The sequence below is a fragment of the Streptomyces eurythermus genome (assembly GCF_014649115.1).
Lineage (GTDB): Bacteria > Actinomycetota > Actinomycetes > Streptomycetales > Streptomycetaceae > Streptomyces > Streptomyces eurythermus.
Window position 1 is genome coordinate 86031 of sequence record NZ_BMSK01000027.1, and the last position, 24776, is coordinate 110806.

Here is a 24776-nt window from a genome sequence, read left to right on the forward strand (position 1 = left end):
CGGGGCGTCAGCCGCCGAGCGTCTCGCCCTCCGCGATGCGCACCCCGCGCGCCCAGTCGGCCGCGCGCATCGGCTTCTTGCCCTGGGCCTGCACCCAGAGCAGTTCGACGGCGTACGAGCCGGTACCCACGTGCACGCTGTTCTTGCCCACCGCGAGCCGGCCCGGCGCGAGGCCGGTCCGCTCGGGCACGGGGGTGACCTGGACGAGCTTGAGGCGCTCGCCGCGGAAGGTGGTCCAGGCGCCGGGCGCCGGGGTGCAGCCGCGCACGACCCGGTCGACGCGCAGCGCGGGCGCCGCCCAGTCCACCTGGGCGTCCTCGACGGTGATCTTCGGCGCGAGGGAGACGCCCTCGGCGGGCTGCGGCACGGCCTTCAGGGTGCCGTCCTCGATGCCGTCCATGGTGGCGGCGAGCAGCCCGGCGCCCGCGAAGGCGAGCCGGGTGAGCAGGTCGCCGCTGGTGTCGGTGGGGCGGATCTCCTCGGTGACGGTGCCGTAGACGGGCCCGGAGTCCAGGCCCTCCTCGATGAGGAAGGTGGACGCCCCGGTGATCTCGTCGCCCGCCATGACGGCGTGCTGCACGGGCGCGGCGCCGCGCCAGGCGGGCAGCAGCGAGAAGTGCAGGTTGACCCAGCCGTGGGCCGGGATGTCCAGGGCGGGCCGGGGCAGCAGGGCGCCGTAGGCGACGACCGGGCAGCAGTCCGGGGCGATCTGCTTCAGCCGCTCCAGGAAGTCCGCGTCCCGGGGCTTGAGCGGCTTCAGCACCTCGATCCCGGCCTCCTCCGCCCGTTCGGCCACGGGGGACGCGACCAGCCTGCGCCCGCGCCCGGCCGGCGCGTCGGGCCGCGTGACGACGGCGGCCACCTCGTGCCGCCCGGAGGCGAGCAGGGCGTCCAGGGCGGGAACGGCGACCTCGGGGGTACCGGCGAAGACGAGCTTCATGGGCGGGATCGGGCCTCTCGGGCGGGGGCGGTCGGGCAGCGCACCAGTCTATGACCATGGACGGCGCACGGGTGGGCGACCGGCGTACGCATATGCCCGTACGCCCCCAGCCCGTGACCAGCGGAGGGTCGGCGCGTTGGTCAAGAAAGAGTTGACCACATCGGGCCGCTTTCGCGGCCGAATTCCTTTCAACGCCGGTTCGAGAGGCTTGTTCATGGCCGACCACGCAACCCACGACGCCCAGGCCCGGGCCAGCCTGCACTTGCTGGTGCGGGACATCGAGCGGGTCCGCCGGCAGGTGGACGCGCTGCGCACGCTCACCGCCCAGCTGGGCAACGTCTACCGCCCGCGCCGCTCCGGCCCGTCCACGGGCTTCGTCGTCTACGGACGTGCCCCCGCCCCGACGGTCCGTCTCGCCCAGGAACTCCGCGACAGTGTCGAGACGCTGGTCACGGCCGCGGTGGACTTCGACCGCTCACTCGGTTTCTCGTGGGACGCGGTGGGCTCGGCGCTCGGGGTCACCAAACAGGCGGTGCACCGCCGCTACGGCGCCCGCCGCGCGGCGGCCCAGGCGGCGGCCGAGGCGGAGCGGACGCCGGAGCCGTCCGGCACCCGCACGATCAATGTGAACACCGGGCTGCCCGCCGTGCCGACGGTGCCCGCGGCCCGCTCCATGCCCACCCAGCCGACCGCGACGGCCCCCGCCCGCCGCGACGACACCCGCCCCGCCACCTTCCCCAGCCCGCGCAACGGCTGACCCACCGACCGCCCCGTCCCCCGCCCTTCCGGAGAGACCCGGGAGGGCGGACGTGTGGGGCGGGCACCCCCGCCACACCCCGGAGCCCACCCGGTGCCCAGCCGCCCGTCCCCCGCCCGGCACCCGACCCGACCGCCCGGTGGCCGGTACCCGGCGGCTCAGCCGATGTCCGGTGGGTCGACGCGGACCCGTACCTGCTCGGCGCTGCCACGGGCCATCCGGGCGGCCTGGGCGGTCTTCAGGGCCGTGGCCAGGGCGGCGCCGCTGCCCGGCGGGACGCGGACGAGGGCCCGTTCCCAGTGTTCGCCGGGCGGGGGCGCGCCGGGCCGGCGCGGCCGGCCGGGCTGCGCGGGCGGCAGCGGGACCGGGCCCAGCACCTCGGCGTCCGGCGGCAGTTCGACGGCCGCCAGGAACTCGGCGACGGCCGCCGGCGGTCCGGACACGGCCGCCATCCGGGACACCGGCGGGAAGCCCAGTTCGGCCCGCTCGGACAGTTCGCGCACGGCATGCCCGACGGGGTCCCAGCGCACCAGCGCCTGGACGGGCCGCAGGGTGGGCTCGGCCACCACGACCACGGTGCCCCCCTCGCTCTGCGGCCGCACCAGCGCACCGGCCGCGATCCACCGGCGCAGCGCGTCCTCCCCGGCCCGCAGATCGGGACGCCCGAGCATGGCCCAGCCGTCCAGGAGCAGGGCCGCCGCGTAGCCGCCCTCGGCCACCGGTTCGGCGCCCGGCGTGCTGACCACCAGCGCGGGCGTGTCCGGCACGGTGTCCAGTACATGCTCGCGCCCCGAGGTGCGCACCGGTACGGCGGGAAACGCGCGCCCCAGTTCCTCGGCGGTGCGGCGCGCGCCGACGATCTGGGCGCGGAGCCGGAAACCACCGCACTCCGGGCAGTGCCAGGCGCTCTCCCCCTGCCCGCACCAGCCGCACCGCAGCACGCCCCCGTCCTGTCCCTCCAGCGGCCCCGAGCAGTGCCGGCACCGGGCGGGCGCCCGGCAGCGGGCGCAGGCCATGCGGGGGGTGTAACCGCGCCGGGGCACCTGCACCAGCACCGGTCCGTGCCGCAGCCCCTCGCGGGCGGCCTGCCAGGCGAGGCTGGGCAGCCGGGCGGCGCGGGCCGCCTCGTCGCGCGCGAGGTCCTCGTCCCCGACGGTCCGCACCAGGGGCGCGGCCCGGCGCACCTGCTCGCGCCCGGCGACCAGCGGCCGGGCCCAGCCGGTCTCGACGAGCTGGGCGCCCTCCACGGTGCAGCCCCAGCCCCCCAGCAGGAAGGCGCACCGGTCCAGCGCGGCCCGCAGCAGCAGCACATCGCGGGCGTGCGGCTGCGGGGCGTGCGGCTCGCTGTGGCTGTCGTCGCCGTCGTCCCAGACGGCGACGAGCCCGAGGTCCCGCACGGGCGCGAACATCGCCGCCCGTGTCCCGACGACGGCGCGCACGGATCCGCGCCGCACCGCCAGCCACTCGGCGTACCGCTTCTCGGGGCCGGCCTCGGCGGTGAGCAGCGCGTGCCGGCCGGGGCCGAGCAGCGCGGTCAGCGCGGCGTCGACACGCGCGGCGGCCCGCCCGTCCGGTACGACGACCAGGGCGCCCCGCCCGGAGGCGAGGGTGGCGGCGACGGCCCGGGCCAGCTCCTCGCTCCACATCGGTCCGGGCAGCGCGTTCCACACGGCCCTGGGCGACCCGCCGGAGGCCAGCGCGTCGAGGAAGGCGCCCCCGTGCTCGTACCGCGCCCAGGAACCGGCGTCGGGCGCCTCGGGCGGGGGCAGCGGCTCAGGGGACGGCCGCTGCTCGGCGCGGGCGTTGCGCGGCGGTACGGCCAGTTGCAGCACGTCGGCGAGGCTGCCCGCGTACCGGTCGGCGACGGCCCGCGCGAGGCCGAGCAGTTCCTCGCCCAGTACCGGCTCCGGCGACACGACCTGGGCGAGCGCGGCCAGCGGCCCGGAGTAGTCGGACTCGGCCCGGCGCTCGACGATGAAGCCGTCGATGAGCCCGCCGCCCTCCCGGCGCCCCTCGCGCACCCGGTGCCGCCCGGCGCCGAACCGCACCCGCACCCGCACCCCGGGCTGTGCCTGGGCGTCCAGCTCGGCGGGCACCGCGTAGTCGAAGTACCGGTCGAGGTGGAGCACGCCCTTGTCGACCAGCACCCGGGCGACGGGCAGCTCCGGCGCCAGCGCGGCCCCCCGCCAGGTCCGCGGCTTGGCCCGCGGCACCTTGGCCTTGCGCACACTCTCCCGGATCAGCGCGAGCTGCTCCGGCGGCGCCCCTTCGGCCCCACCGCCCCCGTCTCCCCGGGACACCCCGTTCTCGCTGCTCACGCCAGCATTCTTACCAAACCCCACCGACAATGCCCGGCCGGCAGAATCGCCGGCCGCCCCGCGACGCGCCGAGGCCCGGCCCCCGTAGCGGGGAAGCCGGGCCTCGGTGGGCGGGCGGGTGTGGGTTACAGGCCGGCGGCGGCGCGCAGGGCGTCGACGCGGTCCGTGCGCTCCCAGGTGAACTCGGGCAGCTCGCGGCCGAAGTGGCCGTACGCGGCGGTCTGGCCGTAGATCGGGCGGAGCAGGTCGAGGTCGCGGATGATCGCGGCCGGGCGGAGGTCGAAGACCTCGTCGATCGCCTTCTCGATCTTCTCGGGGTCGATCTTGTGGGTGCCGAAGGTCTCCACGAAGAGGCCGACGGGCTCGGCCTTGCCGATGGCGTAGGCGACCTGGACCTCGCAGCGGGAGGCCAGGCCGGCCGCCACGACGTTCTTGGCGACCCAGCGCATCGCGTACGCCGCCGAGCGGTCCACCTTGGACGGGTCCTTGCCCGAGAAGGCGCCGCCACCGTGCCGGGCCATGCCGCCGTAGGTGTCGATGATGATCTTGCGGCCGGTCAGGCCCGCGTCACCCATCGGACCGCCGATCTCGAACCGGCCGGTCGGGTTGACCAGCAGGCGGTAGCCCTCGGTGTCCAGCTTGATGCCCTCGTCCAGCAGGGCCTTCAGCTCCGGCTCCACGACGAACTCGCGGATGTCGGGGGCGAGCAGCGACTCCAGGTCGATGTCGGAGGCGTGCTGGGACGAGACGACCACCGTGTCCAGACGGACGGCCTTGTCGCCGTCGTACTCGATGGTGACCTGCGTCTTGCCGTCGGGGCGCAGATAGGGGATGGTGCCGTTCTTGCGGACCTCGGACAGGCGCTTGGACAGGCGGTGCGCCAGGAAGATCGGCAGCGGCATCAGGGTCGGCGTCTCGTCGGACGCGTAGCCGAACATCAGGCCCTGGTCGCCCGCGCCCTGCCGGTCCAGCTCGTCGTCGTCGCCCTCGACCCGGGCCTCGTACGCGGCGTCGACACCCTGGGCGATGTCCGGGGACTGCGCGCCGATGGACACCGAGACACCGCAGGAGGCGCCGTCGAAGCCCTTCTTGGAGGAGTCGTAACCGATGTCCAGGATCTTGTTGCGGACGAGGGTCGCGATGTCCGCGTAGGCCTTGGTCGTCACCTCGCCGGCCACGTGCACCAGGCCGGTGGTGATGAGCGTCTCCACGGCGACCCGGGAGGTCGGGTCCTCACGCAGAAGCGCGTCGAGAATGGTGTCGCTGATCTGGTCAGCGATCTTGTCGGGGTGACCCTCGGTCACGGACTCCGAGGTGAACAGGCGACGGGACACAACGCTCCCTGTGGTTGCAGCGGCTGCTGGCTGATCATTTGCGATCGACGCGGGGCTGCGCCCGGCGTCGACCGTGAACAGTTTATCGGTCGCACTCCGCCGACGGGCCACCCGTCTCGCCTCTCGGGAGCGCTGTGACCTGCGGCACGGGCATTCTGCCCAATGCCCGGCGGCCTTGGCCAGGGTCGCCACGCCCAATTCCGGCGTGGCGTGAACACGACCCAGGCCCGCCCGGCCGGGTGGCGCCGGTCAGCCCAGGCGCCGGACGACCAGGTCCCAGACGGTGTCGGCGAGGTCCTCCTTGGGGCCGTACGGCACCGGGGTCTCGCTGCCGTCGGCGCCCAGCACCACGGCCTCGCTCTCCTCGGCGCCGAAGGTCTTGCGCTCCCCCACTTCATTGACCACGAGCAGGTCACAGCCCTTGCGGGCGAGCTTGGCGCGGCCGTTGGCGAGGACGTCGTCGGTCTCGGCGGCGAAGCCGACGATCACCTGTCCGGGCCGGGCCCGCTCGGCCGAGATCTCCGCGAGGACGTCCGGGTTGCGCACCAGGACGATCGGGTCGGGCTCCTGGCCGTCCTTCTTCTTGATCTTTCCGGCGGCATAGGCGGACGGCCGGAAATCGGCCACGGCGGCGGCCATGACGACCGCGTCGGCGTCCGCGGCGGCCTTCAGGACGGCTTCCCGCAGCTGCACGGCGGTGCCCACCCGGACGACGTCCACGCCCGCCGGGTCGGGCAGGCCGGTGTTGGCCGCGACCAGCGTGACCCGGGCGCCGCGGGCGGCGGCGGTGCGGGCGAGGGCGTAGCCCTGCTTGCCGGAGGAGCGGTTGCCGAGGAAGCGGACCGGGTCGAGGGGTTCGCGGGTGCCGCCGGCGGAGACGACGACGTGCCGTCCTTCGAGGTCGGGCGTGGCGCTGCCGCGGGCCAGCACCCGGCGGCAGACCTCGAAGATCTCGCCCGGGTCGGGCAGCCGGCCCTTGCCGGTGTCGACGCCGGTGAGGCGGCCGACGGCGGGCTCGATGACGACGGCGCCGCGACGGCGCAGGGTGGCGACGTTCTCCTGGGTGGCCGGGTGCTCCCACATCTCGGTGTGCATCGCGGGTGCGAAGACCACCGGGCAGCGGGCGGTGAGCAGGGTGTTGGTCAGCAGGTCGTCGGCGAGGCCGTGGGCGGCCTTGGCGAGCATGTCCGCGGTGGCCGGGGCCACCACCACCAGGTCGGCGTGCTGGCCGATGCGGACGTGCGGGACCTCGTGGACGTCGTCCCAGACCTCGGTGGCGACCGGGTTGCCGGACAGCGCGGACCAGGTGGCGGCGCCGACGAAGTGCAGCGCGGCGGCGGTGGGCACCACCCGGACGTCATGGCCCGACTCCGTGAACCTCCTCAGCAGCTCACAGGCCTTGTACGCGGCGATACCGCCGCTGACCCCCAGCACGACCTTCGGCTTGTCCACCATGGCTCCTCGCATTCGAGAATCTGCACCACCCATGACACACCACAGGCCCGGCAGAATGACTGCCGGGCCTGTGGATAAGTCAAACGCGATCTGAAAGTACTACTGCGCCGGGCCGTCGACAGCCTCGGAGGTCAGCAGACCGGCGTTGATCTCGCGCAGGGCGATCGAAAGCGGCTTCTCGTGCACGTGGGTGTCGACGAGCGGACCGACGTACTCAAGGAGGCCCTCACCGAGCTGCGAGTAGTACGCGTTGATCTGGCGGGCACGCTTGGCCGCGTAGATCACGAGGCTGTACTTCGAGTCGGTCGCCTCGAGAAGCTCGTCGATCGGCGGGTTGATGATGCCCTCGGGCGCGGTGATGGAAGAGGACACGCTCTACCTTCCGATGGATGGAAAAGAATCAGACATCGTGATCACGGTCACGATCACACAACGTCCATCAAGGCTAGCAGCTCGCGGGCCACGTCCTCGACGGAGGTGTTGACCAAGGTCACATCGAACTCCGGCTCGGCCGCCAGTTCGGTCCGCGCCGCCTCGAGACGGCGCTCGATGACCTCCGGCGACTCGGTCCCCCGGCCGGTCAGCCTGCGCACCAGCTCCTCCCAGGAGGGCGGAGCCAGGAACACCAGCCGTGCGTCGGTCATGGACTCGCGGACCTGCCGGGCACCCTGGAGGTCGATCTCCAGCAGGACGGGCTCGCCCTTCTCCAGCCGCTCCAGCACGGCCGCGCGGGGCGTGCCGTAGCGGTTGCCGGCGAACTCGGCCCACTCCAGCAGCTCCCCGTTGGCGATCAGCTTGTCCATCTCCTCGTCGGTGACGAAGAAGTAGTGGACTCCGTGCTGCTCGCCGGGGCGCGGCTTGCGGGTGGTCGCCGACACCGAGAGCCAGACGTCGGGGTGTTCCTTGCGCATATGGGCGACGACCGTGCTCTTGCCGACCCCCGAGGGGCCGGAGAGCACGGTCAGCCGCGGACGTTCACTCATGCAGCGATTATTCCAGCAATCCCGGGGTGCCCGGGACTCCCGGTCCGCCGGGCGGGCGGACTCAGGAGCCGGTGCTGCCGAACTCACGCTCCAGGGAGGCGATCTGGTTCGAACCGAGACCGCGCACGCGGCGGCTCTCGGAGATGCCCAGACGCTCCATGATCTGCTTGGCGCGGACCTTGCCCACGCCCGGCAGGGACTCCAGCAGCGCGGAGACCTTCATCTTGCCGATGACGTCGTTTTCCTGGCCCTGCTTGATGACCTCGTGCAGGGAGGCGCCGGAGTGCTTGAGTCGATTCTTGACCTCGGCCCGCTCCCGGCGAGCCGCGGCGGCCTTTTCGAGCGCGGCTGCGCGCTGTTCAGGGGTAAGGGGCGGAAGAGCCACGCCTACGTCACCTCGGATGTCGAACTGTCGGATACGGACCGGTGAGGAACCTGACGCCCCACACCTGGGGGCTACGGACGACGCATCGCCCGACCTCCCCACACTGCCTTGAGGGGCATGGGAGGTTCCCCACTGCCTCGGAGACTAGCGGGCAAGTCCGCCAGAGTCAGCGAGAACAGCGGAAAAGTCCTGGTCAGCCTCCGTCAGGTCGGACATTTTGCACATATCGCCCCCGATTTGAGGGTGTATTCACACCACGGACGGCGGGATCGCGCTCCGGCGGGCACCGTCACCGCGGCTCAGCCCGCGGTGAGGGCCTGCCGGATCTCCTCCGCGAACCGCTCGGCCGCGCCGCGCAGCGCGCCCGCGTCGGGGCCGTGCCGCAGCACACCCCGGCTGACATTGGGCACGACGTTGCGGACGGCCGCCCCGAAGACCCGGGGGAGGTCGGCCGGGGTCGCGCCCTGGGCGCCGATGCCGGGGGCGAGGAGCGGGCCGCCCATGTCCAGGTCGTACGACGACAGGTCGCCGAGCGTGGCGCCGACGACCGCGCCGAAGGAGCCCAGCGGCTCCTCCCCCGCGTTCTCGGCCGCCAGGTGGGCCAGCATGGTCGCCCCGACCGTGCGGCCGTCGGCGCGCACCGCGTGCTGCACCTCGCCGCCCTCCGGGTTCGAGGTGAGCGCCAGCACGAACAGTCCGGCGCCGCTCTCCCGGGCCAGCGCGACGGCCGGGGACAGCGAGCCGTAGCCGAGGTACGGCGAGACGGTCAGGGCGTCGGAGAACAGCGGGGCGTCCGGACGCAGGAACGCCTCGGCGTAGGCGGCCATGGTGGAGCCGATGTCGCCGCGCTTGGCGTCCATCACGACCAGGGCGCCGGCCGCGCGCGCCTCCTGGACCGACTTCTCCAGCACGGCGAGGCCGCGCGAGCCGAACCGCTCGAAGAAGGCGCTCTGCGGCTTCAGGACGGCCACCCGGCCGGCCAGGGCCTCGACGACCGTGCGGCTGAACCGCTCCAGGCCGGCGATGTCGTCGTCCAGGCCCCACTCGGCGAGCAGGGAGGCGTGCGGGTCGATGCCGACACACAGCGGGCCGCGCTCGTCCATGGCGCGCCGCAGCCGGGCGCCGAAGGGTTCTCCAGAAGATGTCCGCGGCCCGGAGGGCCTCGTCGAGGGGTGGGCGGTCATGCGGACTTCCTCACATCGGCGCCGACCGCGTCGGCGAGGGTGGCGTACGGGCTGGTGCGCAGGCGGGCGGCGAGGCCCTTGTGGATGGACCGGCACCAGAAGGGGCCCTCGTAGATGAAGGCGCTGTAGCCCTGGACCAGCGTGGCACCGGCCAGGATGCGCTGCCAGGCGTCCTCGGCCGTCTCGACGCCGCCGACGCCCACCAGGGTGATCCGGTCGCCCACGCGCGCGTACAGGCGCCGCAGGACCTCCAGGGAGCGTGCCTTGAGCGGCGCCCCGGACAGGCCGCCGGTCTCCGCCACCAGCGCGGGCGCGGAAGCGAGGCCCAGGCCCTCGCGGGCGATGGTGGTGTTGGTGGCGATGATGCCGTCCAGGCCCAGTTCCACGGCGAGGTCGGCGACCGCGTCGATGTCCTCGTCCGCGAGGTCGGGGGCGATCTTCACCAGCAGCGGGACACGCCGGGCGGGGACGGCGCGGTCGGCGGCCTCGCGCACGGCGGTGAGCAGCGGGCGCAGGTGGTCCACCGCCTGGAGGTTGCGCAGGCCGGGGGTGTTGGGCGAGGAGACGTTGACGACCAGGTAGTCGGCGTGCGGCGCGAGCCGTTCGGCCGACTTCACGTAGTCGGCGACGGCCTCCGCCTCGGGGACGACCTTGGTCTTGCCGATGTTGACGCCGACGACGGTCTTGAAGACCGCCTCGCGCGAGGCCAGGCGGGCCGCCACGGCCAGCGAGCCGTCGTTGTTGAAGCCCATGCGGTTGATCAGCGCGCGGTCGGCGACGAGCCGGAACAACCGCTTCTTGGGGTTGCCGGGCTGCGGCTCCCCCGTCACCGTGCCGATCTCGACGTGGTCGAAGCCCAGCATCGACATCCCGTCGATCGCGACGGCGTTCTTGTCGAAGCCGGCGGCCAGCCCGAACGGGCCGTGCATCCGCAGCCCGAACGCCTCGGTGCGCAGCTCCTTGTGGCGGGGCGCGAGGACGGCGGCGACGAACGTGCGCAGCACGGGAACGCGGGCGGCCAGCCGGATCCACCGGAAGGCCAGGTGGTGCGCCTGCTCCGGGTCCATGCGGCGGAAGACCAGCTGGAAAAAGATCTTGTACATGGTGTCCTCGTGAAGAGGGGGACACCGTTTCCGGTGTCCCCCTCGGGGCTGCTAGTCGCGGGCGGCGGTCAGACGTTCCGCGTGTTCCTGGAGGGAGCGGACGCCCACGTCCCCGTGGTTGAGGGCGTCGATGCCCTGGACGGCCGCCGCGAGCGCCTGGACGGTCGTCAGGCACGGCACGGAGCGGGCCACCGCGGCCGTACGGATGTCGTAGCCGTCGAGGCGGCCGCCGGTGCCGTACGGGGTGTTGACGATGAGGTCGACCTCGCCGTCGTGGATGAGCTGGACGATGGTCCGCTCGCCGTTCGGGCCGGTGCCCTCGGACTGCTTGCGCACGACCGTGGCGTTGATGCCGTTGCGCTTGAGGACCTCGGCGGTGCCGGAGGTGGCGAGCAGTTCGAAGCCGTGGGCGACCAGCTCGCGCGCCGGGAAGATCATCGAGCGCTTGTCGCGGTTGGCGACCGAGATGAACGCGCGGCCCTTGGTGGGCAGCGGGCCGTAGGCACCCGCCTGCGACTTGGCGTACGCCGTGCCGAAGACGGAGTCGATGCCCATGACCTCGCCGGTGGAGCGCATCTCCGGGCCGAGGACGGTGTCCACGCCCCGGCCGTGGATGTCGCGGAACCGCGACCACGGCAGGACGGCCTCCTTGACGGAGATCGGCGCGTCCAGCGGCAGCTCGCCGCCGTCGCCGGTCTTCGGCAGCAGGCCCTCGGCGCGCAGCTCGGCGATGGTCGCGCCCAGCGAGATCCGGGCGGCGGCCTTGGCGAGCGGCACCGCGGTCGCCTTGGAGGTGAAGGGCACCGTGCGGGAGGCGCGCGGGTTGGCCTCCAGGACGTAGAGGATGTCGCCGGCCATCGCGAACTGGATGTTGATCAGGCCGCGCACGCCGACGCCCTTGGCGATGGCCTCGGTGGAGGCGCGCAGCCGCTTGATGTCGAAGCCGCCGAGGGTGATCGGGGGCAGGGCGCACGCCGAGTCGCCGGAGTGGATGCCGGCCTCCTCGATGTGCTCCATCACACCGCCGAGGTACAGCTCCTCGCCGTCGTAGAGCGCGTCGACGTCGATCTCGATGGCGTCGTCCAGGAAGCGGTCGACGAGGACCGGCCGGGAGGGGCTGATCTCGGTCGACTCGGCGATGTAGGAGGCGAGGCGGGTCTCGTCGTAGACGATCTCCATGCCGCGTCCGCCGAGCACGTACGACGGACGGACCAGGACCGGGTAGCCGATCTCGTCGGCGATGGCCTTGGCCTCGGCGAAGGTGGTGGCCGTGCCGTGCTTGGGGGCCGGCAGGCCCGCCTCGGCGAGGACGCGGCCGAAGGCGCCGCGGTCCTCGGCCGCGTGGATGGCCTCCGGGGAGGTGCCCACGATCGGCACGCCGTTGTCCTTCAGGGCCTGCGACAGGCCGAGCGGGGTCTGGCCGCCGAGCTGGACGACGACGCCCGCGACCGGGCCGGCCTGCTGCTCCGCGTGGACGATCTCCAGCACGTCTTCCAGCGTCAGCGGCTCGAAGTACAGGCGGTCGGAGGTGTCGTAGTCCGTGGAGACGGTCTCCGGGTTGCAGTTGACCATCACGGTCTCGTACCCGGCGTCGGCCAGCGCGAAGGAGGCGTGGACGCAGGAGTAGTCGAACTCGATGCCCTGGCCGATGCGGTTCGGGCCGGAGCCGAGGATGATGACGGCCGGCTTCTCGCGCGGGGCGACCTCGGTCTCCTCGTCGTAGGAGGAGTAGAAGTACGGCGTCTTCGCGGCGAACTCGGCGGCGCAGGTGTCGACCGTCTTGTAGACGGGGCGGACGCCGAGGGCGTGCCGGACCTCGCGGACGACGTCCTCGCGCAGGCCGCGGATCTCGGCGATCTGCTGGTCGGAGAAGCCGTGCCGCTTGGCCTCGGCGAGCAGGCCGGCGGTCAGCTCGGGGGCCTCGGCCAGTTCGTCCGCGATCTCCTTGATGAGGAAGAGCTGGTCCACGAACCAGGGGTCGATCTTCGTGTACTCGAAGACCTCCTCGGGCGTGGCGCCGGCGCGGATGGCCTGCATGACGGTGTTGATCCGGCCGTCGGTGGGCCGTACGGCCTCGCGCAGCAGGGTGTCCTTGTCGCCCGGGTCGCCGACGAAGGTGAACTGGCTGCCCTTCTTCTCCAGTGAGCGCAGCGCCTTCTGGAAGGCCTCGGGGAAGTTGCGGCCGATGGCCATGGCCTCGCCGACCGACTTCATGGTGGTGGTCAGCGTGGAGTCGGCCTGCGGGAACTTCTCGAAGGCGAACCGGGGGGCCTTGACGACCACGTAGTCCAGGGTCGGCTCGAAGGAGGCCGGGGTCTCCTGGGTGATGTCGTTCGGGATCTCGTCCAGCGTGTAGCCGACGGCCAGCTTGGCGGCGATCTTCGCGATCGGGAAGCCGGTGGCCTTGGAGGCGAGCGCCGAGGAACGCGACACGCGCGGGTTCATCTCGATGACGATCACGCGGCCGTCCTCGGGGTTGACCGCGAACTGGATGTTGCAGCCGCCGGTGTCGACGCCGACCTCGCGGATGATCGCGATGCCGACGTCGCGCAGCACCTGGTACTCGCGGTCGGTCAGCGTCATCGCCGGGGCGACGGTGATCGAGTCGCCGGTGTGCACGCCCATCGGGTCGAAGTTCTCGATGGAGCAGACGACCACGACGTTGTCGTTCTTGTCGCGCATCAGCTCCAGCTCGTACTCCTTCCAGCCGAGGATGGACTCCTCCAGGAGCACCTCGGTGGTCGGGGAGAGCGTCAGGCCCTGGCCGGCGATGCGGCGCAGCTCCTCCTCGTCGTGCGCGAAGCCGGAGCCGGCGCCGCCCATGGTGAAGGAGGGGCGGACGACGACCGGGTAGCCGCCGAGGGTCTCGACGCCCTTGAGGACGTCGTCCATGGAGTGGCAGATCACCGAGCGGGCGGACTCGCCGTGCCCGATCTTCTTGCGGACCTCCTCCACGACGTCCTTGAACAGGTCGCGGTCCTCGCCTTTGTGGATCGCCTCGGGCTTGGCGCCGATCAGCTCCACGCCGTACTTGGCGAGCACGCCGTTCTCGTGCAGGGAGATGGCGGTGTTCAGGGCCGTCTGGCCGCCCAGGGTGGGCAGCAGGGCGTCCGGGCGCTCCTTGGCGATGATCTTCTCGACGAACTCGGGGGTGATCGGCTCGACGTAGGTGGCGTCGGCGATCTCCGGGTCGGTCATGATCGTCGCCGGGTTGGAGTTGACCAGGATGACGCGCAGGCCCTCGGCCTTGAGCACGCGGCACGCCTGGGTGCCGGAGTAGTCGAACTCGGCGGCCTGGCCGATGACGATCGGGCCGGAGCCGATGACCAGGACGGACTGGATATCGGTGCGCTTAGGCACGCTGGCCCTCCATCAGGGAAACGAAGCGGTCGAACAGGTAGGCGGCGTCGTGCGGACCGGCTGCCGCTTCGGGGTGGTACTGGACGGAGAAGGCGGGCTGGTCGAGCAGCTGGAGCCCCTCCACGACGTTGTCGTTCAGGCAGACGTGCGAGACCTCGGCGCGGCCGAACTTCGTCTCGCTGACCTTGTCGAGCGGCGCGTCCACGGCGAAGCCGTGGTTGTGCGCGGTGACCTCGACCTTGCCGGTCGTACGGTCCTGGACCGGCTGGTTGATGCCGCGGTGGCCGTACTTCAGCTTGTAGGTGCCGAAGCCGAGGGCGCGGCCGAGGATCTGGTTGCCGAAGCAGATGCCGAACAGGGGCGTCTTGCGCTCCAGGACGGCGGTCATCAGGGCGACCGGGCCGTCGGCGGTCGCCGGGTCGCCGGGTCCGTTGGAGAAGAACACGCCGTCCGGGTCGACGGCGTAGACGTCGTCGGCGGTGGCGGTGGCGGGCAGGACGTGCACCTCGATGCCGCGCTCGGCCATGCGGTGCGGGGTCATGCCCTTGATGCCGAGGTCGATGGCGGCGACGGTGAAGCGCTTCTCGCCGACGGCCGGGACGACGTACGCCTCCTTGGTCGCGACCTCCTCGTAGAGGCTCGCGCCCTTCATCTGCGGCTGGGCCTGCACGCGCCGGAGCAGTTCCGCCTCGGGGGCGAGGGCCTCGCCGGAGAAGACGCCGGCCCGCATCGAGCCGCGCTCGCGCAGGTGGCGGGTGAGGGCGCGGGTGTCGATGCCGGAGATGCCGACCACGCCCTGGCGCTCCAGCTCGTCGTCCAGGGAGCGCTTGGCCCGCCAGTTGGACGGGACGCGGGCGGGGTCGCGCACGACGTAGCCGGAGACCCAGATGCGGCTCGACTCGTCGTCCTCGTCGTTCCAGCCGGTGTTGCCGATCTGCGGGGCGGTCGCGACGACGATCTGGCGGTCGTACGACGGGTCGGTGAGGGTCTCCTGGTAGCCGGTCATGCCGGTGGAGAACACGGCCTCGCCGAAGGTCTCCCCCACGGCCCCGTAGGCGCGGCCGCGGAAGGTGCGGCCGTCCTCCAGGACGAGTACGGCGGGAACCCTTGCGGCTCCCCTGGTGGAGGTCGTCATCGTGCGCCTTCCGTGTCGTTGGTCATCTTGTTCAGGGTGTCGGCCCACTCGGCGTGCTCCGCCGAGCGGTCGGAGCGGAAGCCGGAGTCGATCAGCTTGTCGCCGTGTTGCCAGGTCACCACCAGCAGTCCGCCCTCGGTGAGGACCTTGCCGGCGATGCCCTTGTCCAGGCGGGCGCCGCGCAGGGCGGCCCGGGGGACGAAGAAGTCGGCGGCGCCGGGGCGCTCGACCTCCAGGCCCGCGTCGGTCAGGGTGAGCTCGGCCCGGCTGCGGGTGCCCAGGCCGTGGGCCACGATGCGGTCCAGCCACTGCCCGGCGGTGGTGGAGCCGTGGTAGCGGCCGCTCATGCTCAGTCTGACCGGGCCGGCGTCCTCGGGCGCTGCGGGCAGCGGCGGCAGGCCCGCCTGGAGGGTGCCGCGCCACTTCCAGCCCTCGCGCATCAGCCAGTAGACCAGCGCGATGAACAGGGCCAGACCGACGAGCCAGCCGATCCGGGCCCCCCAGTCGGTGACCTCGGCCGACTTCTTCGCCTCGGCCAGCAGGATTACAGGTGTCACGTGAGCTTCCCGTCGACGAGCGTGGCCTTGCCCCGCAGCCACGTGTGCGTCACACGGCCCGGCAGCTCACGGCCCTCGTAGGGGGTGTTGCGGCTGCGCGAGGCGAAGCGCGCGGGGTCCACCGGGCCACGGTATGCCGTGTCGACGAGGGTGAGGTTGGCGGGCTCACCAGCCGAGACGGGGCGGCCGTGGCCGGTGGCCTGTCCGATCCGCGCGGGCTTGACGGACATCCGGTCGGCGACGCCGGCCCAGTCCAGCAGGCCCGTGTCGACCATGGTCTCCTGGACCACCGACAACGCGGTCTCCAGACCGACCATGCCCATGGCGGCGGCGGCCCACTCGCAGTCCTTGTCCTCGTGCGGGTGCGGGGCGTGGTCGGTGGCGACGATGTCGATCGTGCCGTCGGCGAGCGCCTCGCGCAGGGCCATGACGTCGCGCTCGGTGCGCAGCGGCGGGTTGACCTTGTAGACGGGGTTGTAGGTGCGCACCAGCTCGTCGGTCAGCAGCAGGTGGTGGGGGGTGACCTCGGCGGTGACCCGGATGCCGCGGGACTTGGCCCAGCGGACGATCTCGACGCTGCCGGCGGTCGACAGGTGGCAGATATGGACGCGGGAGCCGACGTGCTCGGCGAGCAGCACGTCCCGGGCGATGATCGACTCCTCGGCGACGGCGGGCCAGCCGCCCAGACCCAGCTCGGCGGAGACGACGCCCTCGTTCATCTGGGCGCCCTCGGTGAGCCGCGGCTCCTGCGCGTGCTGGGCGACGACGCCGTCGAAGGCCTTCACGTACTCCAGCGCACGGCGCATGATCACCGCGTCGTCCACGCACTTGCCGTCGTCGGAGAAGACGGTGACGCCGGCGGCGGACTCGTGCATGGCACCCAGCTCGGCGAGCTTCTTGCCCTCGAGGCCGACGGTGACGGCGCCGATGGGCCGGACGTCGCAGTAGCCGTGCTCCCGGCCCAGCCGCCAGACCTGCTCGACCACGCCGGCGGTGTCGGCGACGGGGAAGGTGTTGGCCATGGCGAAGACGGCCGTGTAGCCGCCGCTCGCCGCGGCGCGGGTGCCGGTGAGGACGGTCTCGGAGTCCTCGCGGCCCGGCTCGCGCAGGTGGGTGTGCAGGTCGACCAGGCCCGGCAGCAGCACCTTGCCGGCGGCCTCGACCACCTCGGCGCCCTCGGCGCTCAGGTCCGTGCCCACCTCGGCGATGGTCTCGCCGTCGATCAGCACGTCCTGCGGCTCGCCGCCGAGCACCTTCGCACCGCGGATCAGGATCTTGCTCATGGTCTTACTTCTCCTCGGTACGAGAGTGGGTGACGGCGGGCTCGTTGCCACCGAGCAGCAGGTACAGGACGGCCATCCGGATGGAGACGCCGTTGGCGACCTGTTCGACGGCGGTGCAGCGGCCGGAGTCGGCGACCTCGGCGGTGATCTCCATGCCGCGGACCATCGGGCCGGGGTGCATCACGATCGCGTGCTCGGGCAGCCGGGCCATGCGGTCGCCGTCGAGGCCGTAGCGCCGGGAGTACTCGCGCTCGGTCGGGAAGAAGGCCGCGTTCATGCGTTCGCGCTGGACGCGGAGCATCATCACGGCGTCGCACTTGGGCAGCGTGCTGTCCAGGTCGTAGGAGACCGCGCACGGCCAGGACTCGACGCCGACCGGCACCAGCGTGGGCGGCGCGACCAGGGTGACCTCGGCGCCGAGGGTGTGCAGCAGGTCGACGTTGGAGCGGGCGACCCGGCTGTGCAGGACGTCGCCGACGATGGTGATCCGCTTGCCGGACAGGTCCTGGCCGAGCCCGGCGTCGCGGCCGACCAGCCGGCGGCGCAGGGTGAAGGCGTCCAGCAGGGCCTGGGTGGGGTGCTGGTGGGTGCCGTCGCCGGCGTTGATGACGGCCGCGTCGATCCAGCCGGAGTTGGCGAGCCGGTAGGGGGCCCCGGAGGCGCCGTGCCGGATGACCACGGCGTCGACGCCCATGGCCTCCAGGGTCTGGGCGGTGTCCTTCAGGGACTCGCCCTTGGACACCGAGGAGCCCTTGGCGGAGAAGTTGATGACGTCCGCGGACAGCCGCTTCTCGGCGGCCTCGAAGGAGATGCGCGTCCGCGTGGAGTCCTCGAAGAAGAGGTTGACGACCGTCCGGCCGCGCAGGGTCGGCAGCTTCTTGATCGGCCGGTCGGCGACCCGGGACATCTCCTCGGCGGTGTCGAGGATCAGGACGGCGTCGTCGCGGGTGAGGTCGGCGGCCGAGATGAGATGGCGCTGCATCTGACAGGCTCCGTAAGGCAGTTCATTCGGGAGATTTCGGGCAGACAGGCGCGTGCGGGGGCACGCCGGGGCGGCCGTGCGCCTGTCGTGCTACTGGGCGGCCGGCTTCGCACCGAGCAGCACGGTGTCGCGACCGTCCTCCTCGGCGAGCTGGACCTTGACCGTCTCCCGCAGCGACGTGGGGAGGTTCTTGCCGACGTAGTCGGCGCGGATCGGCAGTTCACGGTGGCCGCGGTCGACCAGGACCGCGAGCTGCACCGCGCGGGGGCGCCCGATGTCGTTCAGGGCGTCCAGGGCGGCGCGGATGGTGCGGCCGGAGAAGAGCACGTCGTCGACGAGGACGACCAGCTTGCCGTCGATGCCGTCACCGGGGATCTCGGTGCGGGCCAGCGCACGCGGCGGGTGCATGCGCAGGTCGTCGCGGTACATGGTGATGTCGAGGGAGCCGACCGGGATCTCGCGGTCGGTGATCTGCGCCAGCTTGGCGGCGAGCCGCCGGGCGAGGAAGACGCCCCGGGTCGGAATGCCGAGGAGCACCACGTCGTCGGCGCCCTTGGCGCGCTCGACGATCTCGTGGGCGATACGGGTCAGCACCCGCGCGATGTCGGGGCCCTCGAGCACGGGCCGGGCATCGGACGCTTGCGGATGCACGGGCGTGTCGTGCGTGTCCATACGAAACGGACCTCCTTCTCCGCCTCACGGGACGGACCTTAAAGGACGTCGGAATTGCGCCATCCACCGTACCAGGTCCCCGGAGGGCCTTCTGTCACCCGCTTGGCCTAACGGGCGGCCGCTACCACGGAAGAGTCGGTGTGGACCATTCGGCTTGACGCAGGAGAGTCACGCTGCGTAACCTCACAGTGAGTTACCAGCCGCGCGGCGGGAAGACAGTCCGGTCGCGTCGACACAGTGTCCGGGGAGCTATATGTCCAGCGAATACGCCAAACAGCTCGGGGCCAAGCTCCGGGCCATCCGCACCCAGCAGGGCCTTTCCCTCCACGGTGTCGAGGAGAAGTCCCAGGGTCGCTGGAAGGCCGTGGTGGTGGGTTCGTACGAGCGCGGCGACCGTGCCGTGACCGTGCAGCGCCTCGCCGAGCTGGCCGATTTCTATGGCGTTCCGGTGCAGGAGCTCCTGCCGGGCACCACGCCGGGCGGCGCCGCCGAGCCGCCGCCGAAGCTGGTCCTGGACCTGGAGCGGCTGGCCACCGTGCCGGCCGAGAAGGCGGGCCCCCTGCAGCGCTACGCGGCGACGATCCAGTCCCAGCGCGGTGACTACAACGGCAAGGTGCTCTCGATCCGCCAGGACGATCTGCGCACACTCGCCGTCATCTACGACCAGTCGCCCTCGGTCCTCACCGAGCAGCTGATCAGCTGGGGCGTTCTGGACGCGGACGCGCGCCGCGCGGTGGCCACGCACGAAGAGGCGTGACAACCAGCCATATCTGAGCAGAAACGTGCCGCCGGGGTGGCCGGAATCTTACGGTTCCGGCCACCCCGGCGGTCTTTTTCTCCACTCGCCGGCTTCTCTCCGCTCGTCGGCGCCGTACGCGGGAGGGCCCGTGGCACGGAAACCGTGCCACGGGCCCTCCTGTGGTGTCGTACCGGGCGCTACGCCTCGTCCCGGCGCAGGGACGGCTTGAGTTCCTTCAGCCGGCCCAGCAGGCCGTTGACGAACGACGGCGACTCGTCCGTGGAGAACTCCTTCGCCAGCTGCACCATCTCGTCCAGGACGACGGCGTCCGGGGTCTCGTCGACCCAGATCAGCTCGTACGCGCCCAGCCGCAGGATGTTGCGGTCCACGACCGGCATCCGGTCGAGCGTCCACCCCACCGCGTACTGGGAGATCAGCTCGTCGATCCGCCGCGCGTGCTCCGCGTAGCCCTCGACCAGCTGCATCGTGTACTCGCTGACCGGGGGCTGCCGGGTGTCGGCCCGGGAGAGCCGGATCCAGTCCGCGAGGACCGTCAGGACGTCGGCGCCGCGCTGGTCGCCCTCGAAGAGGATCTGGAAGGCGCGCTTGCGGGCCGTGTTGCGGGCAGCCACGGTTAGCTGTTCACCCGGCCGAGGTAGTCGCTGGTGCGGGTGTCGACCTTGATCTTCTCACCGGTGGTGATGAAGAGCGGGACCTGGATCTGGTGGCCGGTCTCCAGGGTGGCGGGCTTGGTGCCACCGGTGGAGCGGTCGCCCTGGACGCCCGGCTCGGTCTCGGCGACGGTCAGCTCGACGGCGGCCGGCAGCTCGACGAAGAGCACCTCGCCCTCGTGCTGGGCGACGGTGGCCTCGAAGCCCTCGATCAGGAAGTTGGCGGCGTCGCCGACGGCCTTGCGGTCGACCATCAGCTGGTCGTAGGTGTCCATGTCCATGAAGACGAAGTACTCGCCGTCCATGTACGAGAACTGCATGGTCCGCTTGTCGACGGTGGCCGTCTCGACCTTGACGCCGGCGTTGAAGGTCTTGTCGACCACCTTGCCGGAGAGCACGTTCTTGAGCTTGGTGCGCACGAAGGCCGGGCCCTTGCCGGGCTTGACGTGCTGGAACTCGACGACGGACCAGAGCTGGCCGCCTTCGAGCTTGAGCACCATGCCGTTCTTGAGGTCGTTCGTGGAAGCCACGGTTGCGGAATCTCCTGGACTGACGTACGACCCCGGCGCACGCGCTACAGCGCGAGCAGCTCCTTGGTCGTGATGGTGAGTAGCTCGGGTCCGCCGTCCGCCTCGGGGCGCACGACGAGCGTGTCATCGATCCGGACACCGCCCCGGCCCGGGAGGTGGACCCCCGGTTCGACGGTGACCGGCACGCAAGCGTCCAGTTTACCCATGGCCGAGGGCGCCAGCTGTGGGTCCTCCTCGATTTCGAGTCCGACCCCGTGCCCGGTCAGCGGTGGCAGGGCTTCCGCATAGCCCGCCGAGTCCAGCACCTGACGTGCCGCGCGGTCGACGTCGCGGCAGGCGGCTCCCGGCGCGAGGAACTCCCGTCCGGCCCGCTGGGCGGCGAAGACCAGGTCGTACAGCTCGATCTGCCAGTCGGCGGGCGAGGTGCCGATGACGAAGGTACGGCCGATCTCACAGCGGTAGCCGCGGTAGGTGGCCCCCAGGCAGACGGAGAGGAAGTCGCCCTCCTCCACGCGCCGGTCGGTGGGGCGGTGACCGCGGCGGCCGGCGTGCGGCCCGGTGGCCACGGAGGTGGCGAAGGCCGGACCGTCGGCGCCGTGGTCGACCAGGCGCCGCTCCAGCTCCAGCGCGAGGTGCCGTTCGGTGCGGCCGACGAGAATGGACTCCAGCAGCTCGCCGAGGGCCTGGTCGGCGATCTCGGCACCGATGCGCAGACAGGAGATCTCCTCCTCGTCCTTGACCACCCTGAGCTGTTCGACGGCCCCGCCGAGGTCGGTCAGGCGCAGCCCGGGGGCGACGGAGGCGAGGGCGCGATGGCGGGACACCGTGAGGTGGTGTTCCTCGATCGCCAGGGAGTCGGCGCCCTGGGCCAGGGCGAGACCGGCCGCGGCCACGGCGGTGTCACCGCCGTTCGCCGGCAGGACGTGCAGGCGCACGCTCTCGTCCGGCCTGCCCTCGTAGGGGCGGTCGTCCGGCGGGCCCGCGCACACCAGGAGGTCCTCGCTCCTGCCGAGCAGCAGGACGGAGCCCTGTGGGGCCGCGGCGGCGAGATAGCGGACGTTGGCCGGGCGGGTGACGAGCGCTGCCGCGGTGCCCGCCGCGTTGACATGGTCCCTCAGCCGGGATCGGCGGTTCGCGTACACCTCTGACATGAGATGAGCGTAGGAGTTTTGTCCGGGTTGTGCCGATTGGGAGGGGCCGAGTGGGGTCGCGGGCGGCCGCCTACCAGCTCGGCGGGCTCGCGATCGCCCTCGCCAGGACCTCGTCGAGGACCCTCGCCGTGCCGGGGATGTCCAGCTGGGAGTTGTCGATGATCGGCAGGCCCGAGCCGTACCAGCCGGCCATGCGGCCGTGGATGCGGGCCACCTCCTCGTCGGTGAGGCGGCGGTTGCCGGTGCGTTCCGCGTTGCGCTCCAGGACGATGTCCAGGCCCGGCAGCAGGACCACCGGGAGCAGGCCGGGGCCCACGTGCCGCTTCCAGCCGCCGAGGCCCACGACCGGGCGGTCCGGGAAGACCGCGTCGTCCAGGATGCAGGAGATGCCGTTGGCCAGGAAGTTCCGCGCGGCGAAGCCGCAGGTGCGGCGGGCCAGGCGGTACTGGGCCTCCGAGTTCTCGTTCCAGCCGGACTGGGGGTCGGCGAAGCCGGAGCGGACCCATTCGCGCACGTCGTCCAGGCTGATGTGGGCGGTGGGGACGCGCCGGTGGTCCGCCCAGTACTTGGCGACGCTGGTCTTGCCCGCGCCGGCCGGGCCGATGAGGAGAACGGCGAGGGTGGCGGCCGTCGCGTCCGGGGCGGGGGCGGACGGCGGCGCGGGCGTGCCAACCGGGCCGCCGGGAGGCAGCGGCACATGCCCGGTGGCGTCGTGGCCCGACGGCGCCGGAGCGTGCGGCACGGGCGCCGGGCCGGAGGGCGCGGAAGGCTGCCGCGGGGCCGTGGACGGGGGCGGCACGGGAGGCTGGTGGGAAGCCGGGGGCCGCTGAGGGGCCGGCGGGACGGGCCCCGGCGGGGTGGCCGGGAAGCCCGGGGGCGGCGGGGGTACGGGCGCGGTCCGCCGGGGGGCTCCCGGGTGCGGGCCCTGGGGGTGGGCGGCCGGCTGATAGGACGCCGACTGATGAGGGGCCGGCACCCAGCCGGCGTGCGGCCCCTGCCCCGGCTGGTGGGGCGGCGGCAGCGGAGAACCCACTGCGTGCTGCATCCGTTGCCACTTTCGTCTCGTACAGGCACTTGCTGCCGGCGGCGGGGGCACGCCCCCACTGCCTACCGAACGGTACCGTCCCCGGCCGTCGTTCGGTGAAACGGCCGGGGGCGGTCCGAAGTGCCCGGGCGGGGAAGGGAATCGGACGGAGGGAACAGTCCGGGACCTACTGCCCGACCTCGCCGTACGCGGCGAGGAGGACGGCCGGGTCGGGGCCTTCCAGGACGGTGGGCTTGGCCAGTCCGTCCAGCACGATGAAGCGGAGCAGGTCGCCGCGGGACTTCTTGTCGACCTTCATCGCCTCCAGCAGCTTGGGCCACTGGTCGTAGCGGTAGTGCAGCGGCAGGCCGACGGCTTCCAGGACGGCGCGGTGCCGGTCGGCGGTCGCGTCGTCCAGGCGGCCCGCGAGGCGGCCCAGTTCGGCGGCGAAGTGCATGCCGACGGAGACCGCGGCGCCGTGCCGCCACTTGTACCGCTCGTTCTTCTCGATCGCGTGGCCCAGGGTGTGGCCGTAGTTGAGGATCTCCCGCAGCCCGGACTCCTTCAGGTCCGCGGAGACCACATCGGCCTTGACCCGGATCGACCGCTCGATCAGCTCGGCGGTGTGCGGGCCGGCCGGGGTGCGGGCGGCCTCTGGGTCGGCCTCGATCAGGTCCAGGATCACCGGGTCGGCGATGAATCCCGCCTTGATGACCTCGGCCAGGCCGGAGACGTAGTCGTGGAGCGGCAGCGAGTCGAGGGCGGCCAGGTCGCACAGCACACCGGCGGGCGGGTGGAAGGCGCCGACGAGGTTCTTGCCCTCGGCGGTGTTGATCCCGGTCTTGCCGCCGACCGCCGCGTCCACCATGGCCAGCACGGTGGTCGGGATCGCCACCCAGCGCACCCCGCGCAGCCAGGTCGCCGCGACGAACCCGGCCAGGTCCGTGGTGGAGCCGCCGCCGACGCCGACGATGACGTCCGTGCGGGTGAAGCCGCACTGGCCCAGCGCCTTCCAGCAGTAGGCGGCGACCTCGGCGGTCTTGGCCTCCTCCGCGTTGGGCACCTGGATCGCGACGGCCTCGTACCCCTGCCCGGCCAGGTCGGCCCGCAGTGCCTCGCCGGTCTCCGCGAGCGCCTCCGGGTGGATCACCGCGACCCGCTTGGCCCGGTCGCCGATCAGTCCGGCCAGCTCGCCCAGCAGTTGCCGGCCGACCAGCACCTCGTAGGCGTCCGTGCCCGCCGTGGCCCCGACCTGGATCCGGGTGACTGCGTCGCTCATCGCTGCTTCAACTCCAGTGCGTCCAGCACGCTCTGCGTGACCTCTTCGGGGGTACGGCCGTCCGTCGCGACCACCGCGACCGCGACCTGTTCGTACAGGTGCCGACGTGCTTCCATCAGCTCGCGCCACTGCTTGCGCGGGTTGACCGCGAGCAGCGGGCGGGCCACGTTCAGGCCGGTGCGCTTGACGGCCTCCTCGACCTCCATCGACAGGTAGACCACCCGGTGCCCGGCCAGCAGCGTCCGTGTCTCCTCGTCCAGGACGGCGCCGCCGCCCAGCGCCAGGACGCCGTCGTGCTCGGCGAGGGCCGCCCGCACGGCCGCCTTCTCCAGCGCGCGGAAGGCGGGCTCGCCCTCGTCCACGAAGATCTCGGCGATGGTGCGGCCCTGGGCGGCCACGATGTCGTCGTCGGTGTCCCGGTAGCCCACGCCGAGGTGTCCGGCGAGCAGCCGGCCCACCGTGGACTTGCCCACGCCCATCGGCCCGACCAGGACGATTGCCGGCACGGCGCTCACCTGATCGCCAGGCCGTCGAGGTAGGAGCGGACGTTGCGGCGGGTCTCGGTGACGCTGTCGCCGCCGAACTTCTCCGCGACCGCGTCCGCCAGGACGAGGGCGACCATGGCCTCGGCGACGATCCCGGCGGCCGGCACCGCGCACACGTCCGAACGCTGGTGATGCGCCTGCGCCGCCTCACCGGTGGCCACGTCGACCGTCCGCAGCGCCCGCGGCACGGTCGCGATCGGCTTCATCGCCGCCCGCACCCGCAGCAGCTCACCCGTGCTCAGACCACCCTCCGTACCACCGGAACGGCCCGTGACCCGCCTGATCCCCTCATCCGTCGTCACGATCTCGTCGTGCGCCTTCGAACCCGGCACCCGCGCCAGCTCGAAACCGTCACCGACCTCCACACCCTTGATCGCCTGGATGCCCAT

General features: G+C 72.3%; 24 protein-coding genes. 2 read left to right on the forward strand and 22 right to left on the reverse strand.

The window, feature by feature from the left end:
* Positions 1-7: 7 nt before the first annotated feature.
* Complete coding sequence (fmt, locus tag IE251_RS35970) at positions 8-940, reverse strand: methionyl-tRNA formyltransferase (protein ID WP_189757145.1); 933 nt, start codon at positions 938-940, stop codon at positions 8-10.
* Positions 941-1154: 214 nt separating this feature from the next.
* Here fmt and IE251_RS35975 point away from each other — a divergent pair, with 214 nt between their 5' ends.
* Positions 1155-1697, forward strand: a complete 543-nt coding sequence (locus tag IE251_RS35975) for a hypothetical protein (protein ID WP_189757146.1) — start codon at positions 1155-1157, stop codon at positions 1695-1697.
* 158 nt (positions 1698-1855) lie between these two features.
* Here IE251_RS35975 and IE251_RS35980 read toward each other — a convergent pair whose 3' ends face one another.
* The 14 genes from IE251_RS35980 to pyrR all read right to left on the reverse strand — a co-directional run bounded on the left by IE251_RS35980 (position 1856) and on the right by pyrR (position 18448).
* Positions 1856-4015, reverse strand: a complete 2160-nt coding sequence (locus IE251_RS35980) for a primosomal protein N' (protein WP_189757147.1) — start codon at positions 4013-4015, stop codon at positions 1856-1858.
* 125 nt (positions 4016-4140) lie between these two features.
* The gene (metK, locus tag IE251_RS35985) at positions 4141-5349 is read right to left on the reverse strand and encodes a methionine adenosyltransferase (RefSeq protein WP_189757148.1); all 1209 of its coding nucleotides are present in this window, start codon (positions 5347-5349) and stop codon (positions 4141-4143) included.
* A gap of 249 nt (positions 5350-5598) precedes the next feature.
* Positions 5599-6801: a bifunctional phosphopantothenoylcysteine decarboxylase/phosphopantothenate--cysteine ligase CoaBC gene (gene coaBC, locus IE251_RS35990; protein ID WP_189757166.1), complete on the reverse strand. Its 1203-nt coding sequence runs from the start codon at positions 6799-6801 to the stop codon at positions 5599-5601.
* Positions 6802-6903: 102 nt separating this feature from the next.
* On the reverse strand, positions 6904-7176 hold the full coding sequence (gene rpoZ, locus IE251_RS35995) for a DNA-directed RNA polymerase subunit omega (protein ID WP_030620214.1): 273 nt from the start codon (positions 7174-7176) through the stop codon (positions 6904-6906).
* 53 nt (positions 7177-7229) lie between these two features.
* The gene (gene gmk / locus IE251_RS36000; RefSeq protein WP_189757149.1) at positions 7230-7787 is read right to left on the reverse strand and encodes a guanylate kinase; all 558 of its coding nucleotides are present in this window, start codon (positions 7785-7787) and stop codon (positions 7230-7232) included.
* A gap of 61 nt (positions 7788-7848) precedes the next feature.
* Entirely contained in the window at positions 7849-8172 is a 324-nt protein-coding gene (locus IE251_RS36005; protein WP_003977346.1) for an integration host factor, read from the reverse strand.
* A gap of 299 nt (positions 8173-8471) precedes the next feature.
* Positions 8472-9356: an orotidine-5'-phosphate decarboxylase gene (pyrF, locus tag IE251_RS36010; protein WP_189757150.1), complete on the reverse strand. Its 885-nt coding sequence runs from the start codon at positions 9354-9356 to the stop codon at positions 8472-8474.
* Entirely contained in the window at positions 9353-10459 is a 1107-nt protein-coding gene (locus IE251_RS36015) for a quinone-dependent dihydroorotate dehydrogenase (protein ID WP_189757151.1), read from the reverse strand. The genes pyrF and IE251_RS36015 overlap by 4 nt, the downstream gene beginning before the upstream one ends.
* A 51-nt stretch (positions 10460-10510) precedes the next feature.
* Positions 10511-13819: a carbamoyl-phosphate synthase large subunit gene (gene carB, locus IE251_RS36020; RefSeq protein ID WP_189757152.1), complete on the reverse strand. Its 3309-nt coding sequence runs from the start codon at positions 13817-13819 to the stop codon at positions 10511-10513.
* Positions 13812-14954, reverse strand: a complete 1143-nt coding sequence (gene carA, locus IE251_RS36025) for a glutamine-hydrolyzing carbamoyl-phosphate synthase small subunit (RefSeq protein WP_189757153.1) — start codon at positions 14952-14954, stop codon at positions 13812-13814. The genes carB and carA overlap by 8 nt, the downstream gene beginning before the upstream one ends.
* Positions 14951-15511, reverse strand: coding sequence for a PH-like domain-containing protein (locus IE251_RS36030; RefSeq protein ID WP_189757154.1), 561 nt, complete (start codon positions 15509-15511; stop codon positions 14951-14953). Before IE251_RS36030 ends, carA begins: the two co-directional genes overlap by 4 nt.
* Positions 15508-16794 carry a dihydroorotase gene (locus tag IE251_RS36035; protein WP_189757155.1) on the reverse strand — a complete coding sequence of 429 codons (1287 nt, stop codon included), beginning with the start codon at positions 16792-16794 and terminating at the stop codon, positions 15508-15510. Before IE251_RS36035 ends, IE251_RS36030 begins: the two co-directional genes overlap by 4 nt.
* Before the next feature lie 4 nt (positions 16795-16798).
* Positions 16799-17776, reverse strand: coding sequence for an aspartate carbamoyltransferase catalytic subunit (locus IE251_RS36040; RefSeq protein WP_189757156.1), 978 nt, complete (start codon positions 17774-17776; stop codon positions 16799-16801).
* 90 nt (positions 17777-17866) lie between these two features.
* Positions 17867-18448: a bifunctional pyr operon transcriptional regulator/uracil phosphoribosyltransferase PyrR gene (gene pyrR / locus IE251_RS36045; protein WP_030620245.1), complete on the reverse strand. Its 582-nt coding sequence runs from the start codon at positions 18446-18448 to the stop codon at positions 17867-17869.
* A gap of 253 nt (positions 18449-18701) precedes the next feature.
* Between pyrR and bldD the strand changes: the two genes are divergently transcribed.
* A complete protein-coding gene (gene bldD, locus IE251_RS36050; protein WP_014671524.1) occupies positions 18702-19205 on the forward strand; it encodes a transcriptional regulator BldD in 504 nt (167 codons plus the stop codon).
* A 179-nt stretch (positions 19206-19384) separates the two neighbouring features.
* Here bldD and nusB read toward each other — a convergent pair whose 3' ends face one another.
* The 7 genes from nusB to IE251_RS36085 all read right to left on the reverse strand — a co-directional run.
* Positions 19385-19819, reverse strand: a complete 435-nt coding sequence (gene nusB / locus IE251_RS36055; RefSeq protein WP_189757157.1) for a transcription antitermination factor NusB — start codon at positions 19817-19819, stop codon at positions 19385-19387.
* A gap of 2 nt (positions 19820-19821) precedes the next feature.
* Positions 19822-20388, reverse strand: coding sequence for an elongation factor P (efp, locus tag IE251_RS36060; protein WP_181792736.1), 567 nt, complete (start codon positions 20386-20388; stop codon positions 19822-19824).
* 44 nt (positions 20389-20432) lie between these two features.
* Complete coding sequence (locus IE251_RS36065; RefSeq protein WP_189757158.1) at positions 20433-21539, reverse strand: aminopeptidase P family protein; 1107 nt, start codon at positions 21537-21539, stop codon at positions 20433-20435.
* Positions 21540-21609: 70 nt separating this feature from the next.
* Positions 21610-22584, reverse strand: a complete 975-nt coding sequence (locus IE251_RS36070) for an AAA family ATPase (protein ID WP_189757159.1) — start codon at positions 22582-22584, stop codon at positions 21610-21612.
* Positions 22585-22750: 166 nt separating this feature from the next.
* Entirely contained in the window at positions 22751-23842 is a 1092-nt protein-coding gene (gene aroB, locus IE251_RS36075) for a 3-dehydroquinate synthase (protein ID WP_189757160.1), read from the reverse strand.
* Entirely contained in the window at positions 23839-24357 is a 519-nt protein-coding gene (locus IE251_RS36080; RefSeq protein ID WP_307784893.1) for a shikimate kinase, read from the reverse strand. Before IE251_RS36080 ends, aroB begins: the two co-directional genes overlap by 4 nt.
* Positions 24354-24776, reverse strand: a 423-nt coding sequence (locus IE251_RS36085) for a chorismate synthase (protein WP_189757161.1), incomplete at its 5' end; no start/stop codon positions are given. The genes IE251_RS36080 and IE251_RS36085, both read right to left, overlap by 4 nt.

What these genes read in the sequence shown, in the direction of transcription:
- fmt (WP_189757145.1), bottom strand. Translation starts at nt 940, where the DNA reads ATGAAGCTCGTCTTCGCCGGTACCCCCGAGGTCGCCGTTCCCGCCCTG.
- IE251_RS35975 (WP_189757146.1), top strand. Translation starts at nt 1,155, where the DNA reads ATGGCCGACCACGCAACCCACGACGCCCAGGCCCGGGCCAGCCTGCAC.
- gmk (WP_189757149.1), bottom strand. Translation starts at nt 7,787, where the DNA reads ATGAGTGAACGTCCGCGGCTGACCGTGCTCTCCGGCCCCTCGGGGGTC.
- pyrF (WP_189757150.1), bottom strand. Translation starts at nt 9,356, where the DNA reads ATGACCGCCCACCCCTCGACGAGGCCCTCCGGGCCGCGGACATCTTCT.
- IE251_RS36015 (WP_189757151.1), bottom strand. Translation starts at nt 10,459, where the DNA reads ATGTACAAGATCTTTTTCCAGCTGGTCTTCCGCCGCATGGACCCGGAG.
- carA (WP_189757153.1), bottom strand. Translation starts at nt 14,954, where the DNA reads ATGACGACCTCCACCAGGGGAGCCGCAAGGGTTCCCGCCGTACTCGTC.
- IE251_RS36035 (WP_189757155.1), bottom strand. Translation starts at nt 16,794, where the DNA reads ATGAGCAAGATCCTGATCCGCGGTGCGAAGGTGCTCGGCGGCGAGCCG.
- IE251_RS36040 (WP_189757156.1), bottom strand. Translation starts at nt 17,776, where the DNA reads ATGCAGCGCCATCTCATCTCGGCCGCCGACCTCACCCGCGACGACGCC.
- pyrR (WP_030620245.1), bottom strand. Translation starts at nt 18,448, where the DNA reads ATGGACACGCACGACACGCCCGTGCATCCGCAAGCGTCCGATGCCCGG.
- bldD (WP_014671524.1), top strand. Translation starts at nt 18,702, where the DNA reads ATGTCCAGCGAATACGCCAAACAGCTCGGGGCCAAGCTCCGGGCCATC.
- IE251_RS36065 (WP_189757158.1), bottom strand. Translation starts at nt 21,539, where the DNA reads ATGTCAGAGGTGTACGCGAACCGCCGATCCCGGCTGAGGGACCATGTC.
- IE251_RS36070 (WP_189757159.1), bottom strand. Translation starts at nt 22,584, where the DNA reads ATGCAGCACGCAGTGGGTTCTCCGCTGCCGCCGCCCCACCAGCCGGGG.
- aroB (WP_189757160.1), bottom strand. Translation starts at nt 23,842, where the DNA reads ATGAGCGACGCAGTCACCCGGATCCAGGTCGGGGCCACGGCGGGCACG.